The organism is Paenibacillus sp. FSL M7-0134, from assembly GCF_038007865.1.
Lineage (GTDB): Bacteria > Bacillota > Bacilli > Paenibacillales > Paenibacillaceae > Paenibacillus > Paenibacillus polymyxa_B.
Genome location: NZ_JBBOXV010000001.1, coordinates 2,675,877 through 2,681,319, shown reverse-complemented (window position 1 = coordinate 2,681,319; position 5,443 = coordinate 2,675,877). Strand labels below are relative to the sequence as shown.

Genomic DNA, 5,443 nt, shown 5'->3' with positions numbered 1-5,443 from the left:
TCTCCACCAACTCCTCAAAACACAAAGTTTATATAACATGAGCTAAAGGCTTATCACCCTGTCCATTTTGAGCTATTATTCACGTTTGAAGCATTGCCAGGAGTTGCCTGCTAAAATATATCAAAGAAAAAACGAGTGATGAGGAAGGCTATATGCCTCTTTCACACTCGTTGCTGGTTCGCATGAACAACCGCAAAGGCGTTCAACGAATCTCTATTTGGTTATTTTCCAAACAAGTTGATAATTCGTTCTTTAACCTCCGCTTGATGAAAGGTCTTCTCATGCATGATAAGCTCTTGTTCTACGATTTTGGGAAGCTGTTCCCGGAGTGGAGCAACCAAATGATCCTTTAGCGTGATTAAAGAAAATCTGGGTTTCTCGGCTAGCTGCCGGGCAAGATCCATTACATAGCCCATCACTTCTTTGCGGGGCAGGGTCGGAAATGGAACTCCCCGTTTTTCCAGTTCAACACCTCGATAATTGCCCCCATTTAACAATAACTCTTCTCCCAAGCTGAACCCTAGTTTTTTAGGAATAATATACGTGGCACCCATTCCCGGTGTGAATCCGTATCTCATAAAATTAGTCGTGTACACACTTTCCCTGCTTAGGACTACAAAGTCAGAAAATAGCCCCATTACAAAGCCTCCGCCCACCGCATGTCCCTGCATAGCAGCTATCACTGGAACTTTACAGCCCAATGCAAGTGAGTAAATATTTTCATCGGTAAACTTCGAGATTCCTTCATGTAAAGCCAACAGTCCCTCTTGCGTCCCACCCGTGGCAAAGTAATTATCGTATCCTGTTAGAATTACGACTTTGCAGGTTGAATCTTCTTGGATCGTCTTGAACGCTTGTCTTAGTCCATGGGTCATTTCAAGCGTAAATGTATTTTTATGAACTCTATCTTGCATTTTCACTTGAATAATACCTCGTTCGATTTCAAGTAATTCAACCACGGATTGTGACATTATGATCTTCTTCCCTCCTACATCCCCATCTTGTGGCGTAGACCATCAGTCCATCCACGGAAATTGCCCCGTTTCAACGTATCGGAAAATGCCCTTAAGATTTTGAGCGTCTGAAAACACCTCTTGATTGGACGCCAACGCTAGTGGTTTACACTGACGCAAATCGTTGAGTTCATCCATAAAGCGCTTGTAGCGTAAAATCCCATGCTTGCTCAATCGTCTGAGGCGTAATAAATGCTTGCGTAGCACCATCTCACTCTGAGCATCGTACGCATCAACCAACCCCCATACATGGGCCTGTTGAACCGAAACGAGCTGCGTCATTAGTGTTAAATAATGCGCTTTTTGGAATCCAATCCTGCGGACTAAAAATGGTAGAACGCAAGCAGGGAAAAGTCCGAATAGCAATTCTGACAAGCTGAACTGTGCCGTCTCGTCGGCTATCACAATATCGCTGGCAGCAATAAATCCGACGCCACCAGCGTTTGCTTTTCCTCGCACATGAGAAATCGTGATATAGGGCCCAGTTGCTAATTTTAACCACAGATCATACATAGGCTCTGGACTCATTGCATGTTCTTGTCCACTTTCCACTTTTTCACGCATTCCCTCAAAATCCGCGCCAAAACAGAACACCTCCGGCAAACCTTCCAAAACTACGATCGTAACTGACTCCTCACACAGTGCAAGTACATGCAAGCACTCCTCGATGAGGGTATTATTAATCGTATTATTTGCCTCCGGTCGGTAAAAGCGAATATAACAAATCGATTCTTGAAACCGAACCTGAATCGTTTGATAACTCATGATTCCCACCTGTATTTACGGTGGAATTCATAGATTTCTTCCAAATACAACCGCTGTCTCCCTTTCCCGGAAGCTATCACCCCCGGAATCAATTGAAAATCCAGCTTGGCGTTGCGGGTTCCAAACCGTACAGCGCCACTGCCTTTTAGCAGGGATTCATATTCATCCATAGTTAACTGATAGCGATCATTCAAATTACGCTCAATTTCAAAACGCCGCAGATGTTCCTGGCTTTGCGGCATAACAACCCCGCTATAAAATTCAGAGCAGCAGCCTGACCCGTAGGAAAAACAGCCGATTCGCTTTGGAGCATCGAATGTACCCTGATCAATCGTACCTGCCAAGGAGAGGTACAAAGTCGCCCCCATAATATTACCGACTCGTTGGCAATACGCCAATCCGGGCTTAACACGTTGTAAATAATCTGCCTCAATCTCATTTGGTTTGGATTTAGTCAACCTTCGCATCATCGTGCGATGCGCTCCTTTTACCATTCCGCCAAAAGGAGTATGAAAGGCAAGATACTGAAAGGTATCTTTATAATCCACTCCTTGCACCCGTTTTTGGTATTCCAAAAACGCTTGCTCGCAACAGTCCAGATAGGACATTAAAGACAAATCTGCATCCCCAGCCTCGCTATCTGGAATCGGCCGGCAAGTATCCATCACCTCATAGCCGTAATATCCATTAGCGCCTGCATCGATTTGAAAAACATGAGGATTTTCACTAATGAGCATTGCCACGGCCCCTGCGCCTCCACTTGGCTCAGCATAAGACCAATCCTCACTCAAGACATCCCCGCCTTCAGCAGCAATAAATCGTGAAATATCACTGGCAATTACAAGCGCTTTTGCTCCTGGCGAGACCTGAGAAAGAATAAAATTCACCGCCATTTGGAGTCCAGCAGTACCGGAATAGCAGGCTTGCTTGAGCTCGAATAATCTGCAATTCCGATTCAACCCCAAATAGTGGTGAATATATGTACTGATTGATTTCCCAAAATCAATACCTGATTCCGTACAGGTGATAAGCATTTCGATTCGGTTTTTTTCCGCTTCTGAAAGAGCGTCCACCAGCGGTTTTGCCGCATTTACTCCAAAGGTAACTGGATCTTCGTAAGGTAGGGCAACCGCCTTTTCTTTCATTAATAAATTTTCGAACCTTGCAGGATCCAATTGCCTGTGTTGGGCTAATTGCATAACATCCAGATAGGCAGAGCCACCAAAAACGTTCATTGCCTCAATTCCCACGACAACCATAATCGTCCCCCTCTCTCAAATACGCGACTCACATTTTTGCATACAAATGGCAGTATTGATTCCACCAAAGCCCATGCTCAGATTCATAGTATTGTGAATAATTGCTGGTACGGACTCATTCTTCACCCAATTGCAGTCCAATTGGATAGGCTCCTCCAAATTACGGGTAGGGTGAAGTCTCGACTCCGACATTTGTAAAAGAGTAGCAATAATTTCAACAGTTCCTGCCGCGCTCAAGCCGTGACCGATAATGGATTTAGTTGCATTGATATAGGCATGTGACAATTTACAATCCTGTAATGCCTTTATTTCTATCTCGTCTCCAACGACCGAGCCTGTCCCATGGGGATTAATATAATCAATCTCTTCCGGTAGCAGCTTTGCTTTCTCCAAAGCTCTTCTAATCACTCGGGCTTCGCCTTCGTAGGAGGGATTGGGATTCCGGTTTCGATCCATTCCCATATCCCATCCTGCAAGTTTGGCATAAGGTTTCTCCCGAAGCCTCACGGCAGAATCGGCCCGTTCTATGACTACAACCCCGCAAGATTCCCCATAGATGAACCCGTCCCGCGACTGATCAAATGGTCGACACGCCATTGCAGGTTCATCGGCATATCGGTCGCTTCCCATCGCTCCCAAGGATCGCAATGCCTGGCATTCCATATACGAAATATCCATCAATGCCCCCATTGCAATGCAAACATCAACACGATCTGCTTGAATTGCCTCAATTGCTTGAATGATTGCGACTTGTCCACTCGCGGATGCACCACCGACGGTATAAGCTAACCCCTGAATACCGAACTGTTCGGTACATAGTCCGCACAAATCAGTATCCATAAAGGAAACCCCATAGGTCGGCGGTACAAAGCACATTTTGTCCCGATAGGCCTCATAAGTCTGAAATAGCTCCCGTTGCTGAAAATTGGAGCCTCCAACCACCAGTCCAATACGGCTAGGATCAACGTTATCCAATTGAGCATCATCCCAGGCTTCTTGAAGGGTTACCATGGCCACCTGCCCCGAAAATGATGCTGTACGTAACATTCGTTTGGATAATGCATTCGGATAAGACAAGGGTGGCAGCTCCGCACCTATAATTGAAGCTTCGCCTCTTCTGCCCGGGCGTTGCATGACGCCAAATGCATGCTGCCCTTTGAACAACGCTGAGGCAAAAGCAGCCTTCCCCTGCCCAATCGCCGAAGTCACGCCAATCCCCGTAACGACTAACTCAGGTTTTTCATAATTTTTCATAATTTCGCATAAAGTGCATCTGTCAATTCCCCTATATTTTTCACGCCAGACAATTCGACGCGCGGAATATTAAGAGATAATGTTTCCATCGTCTTGTTTACAATTTCAGCCCGATCTACTGAATCTGCACCCAAATCCACCAATCGATCTCCATACTCGAACGTGTGATCTTGTAATTCGGGAAGCACTTCACGAATACAACGTTTAACGATATCGAATACTTCTTCCTTATGCATGGGTATCCTCCTAAAAAATAAATGATTTAAAACTCAACAAACCTGGTGTTCAGTAAACATGATCTACAAACGGATTTCGATGAAAACTTGCATTGAATTTTTCATAAAGCCGAGAAGTATTCATACTCCATTCCGTCTTCCTCGGTGCTACAATCGTGCAGATATAGTCACCTAACTGGTAAGACTGGGCAGCATATTGTGGAAAATGTGAAAATGTACTTTGGAAGCATCCATCCACAAACCTGGTCTCATTCATTTCAAGTACATGCAGCGATGTTGTAAAACCTGTTCGCAATATTTTCGACAGGGCCTCCTTCACTGTCCAAAAAACCGTCAATAAAGCTGAGTACTCCCCTACTCCCCGCACGACAGAGATTCTTCCTTTTTCTTCCGCCGTCAGTTGGCTTTCAATTGTCTTATTTCGCTTAGAATCAATCCTCTCAATATCAATGCCCATGGGATGTGCTTCGGGAAAAACAACAGCCGCTCCGATATAGTCGCAGTGGGCAATGCTCACCTGATAGCTGTGGACACCATTGATTCGAAGCATGGGCTGGCCGAAGACACCTGACTCCACACTTACGTTGCGCAGGTCTGGCTCGCTTAACAGCACCGAAACTGCTTGTTTGGCACTTAGCCTGCCAAGCACAAAGTTGGATTTCCGCCGATGGAATACCAAACTCTCGAAGTAACTACACTCATCCGAATGAAAGACTTCTCGATCAAGGGGAGCGTCTGCGTTATAATCTGCATGGACAAAACTGACGGCCGCCTTCATCACGGCATCTTCCCGCTTCAACATTAGTTGTTCTGCATACGAGGCTACGCATATCCCCCCTAGTAAACTACTAACTTAGCAGTCCAAATCAAAAAAGGCCTTCAAATCCCTTAAGGGTTCTGAAAGCTTCCTCATGGA

6 protein-coding genes are annotated in these 5,443 nt (G+C 45.4%); all 6 read right to left on the bottom strand.

What is annotated here, in order from left to right:
• Positions 1 to 221: 221 nt before the first annotated feature.
• Genes NSQ58_RS12160 through NSQ58_RS12135 form a run of 6 tightly spaced genes read right to left on the bottom strand, consistent with a single transcriptional unit; the run spans position 222 to position 5,329 of the window.
• Positions 222 to 971 carry a polyketide synthase gene (locus NSQ58_RS12160; RefSeq protein ID WP_023989389.1) on the bottom strand — a complete coding sequence of 250 codons (750 nt, stop codon included), beginning with the start codon at positions 969 to 971 and terminating at the stop codon, positions 222 to 224.
• 45 nt (positions 972 to 1,016) lie between these two features.
• Positions 1,017 to 1,778, bottom strand: a complete 762-nt coding sequence (locus tag NSQ58_RS12155) for an enoyl-CoA hydratase/isomerase (RefSeq protein ID WP_023989390.1) — start codon at positions 1,776 to 1,778, stop codon at positions 1,017 to 1,019.
• Positions 1,775 to 3,037, bottom strand: a complete 1,263-nt coding sequence (locus NSQ58_RS12150; protein ID WP_023989391.1) for a hydroxymethylglutaryl-CoA synthase family protein — start codon at positions 3,035 to 3,037, stop codon at positions 1,775 to 1,777. The genes NSQ58_RS12155 and NSQ58_RS12150 overlap by 4 nt, the downstream gene beginning before the upstream one ends.
• Positions 3,038 to 3,052: 15 nt before the next feature.
• Entirely contained in the window at positions 3,053 to 4,291 is a 1,239-nt protein-coding gene (locus tag NSQ58_RS12145) for a beta-ketoacyl synthase N-terminal-like domain-containing protein (RefSeq protein WP_028540509.1), read from the bottom strand.
• On the bottom strand, positions 4,288 to 4,527 hold the full coding sequence (locus NSQ58_RS12140; RefSeq protein ID WP_013310983.1) for an acyl carrier protein: 240 nt from the start codon (positions 4,525 to 4,527) through the stop codon (positions 4,288 to 4,290). The genes NSQ58_RS12145 and NSQ58_RS12140 overlap by 4 nt, the downstream gene beginning before the upstream one ends.
• Before the next feature lie 49 nt (positions 4,528 to 4,576).
• Entirely contained in the window at positions 4,577 to 5,329 is a 753-nt protein-coding gene (locus NSQ58_RS12135) for a 4'-phosphopantetheinyl transferase family protein (RefSeq protein ID WP_028540508.1), read from the bottom strand.
• Positions 5,330 to 5,443: the final 114 nt, after the last annotated feature.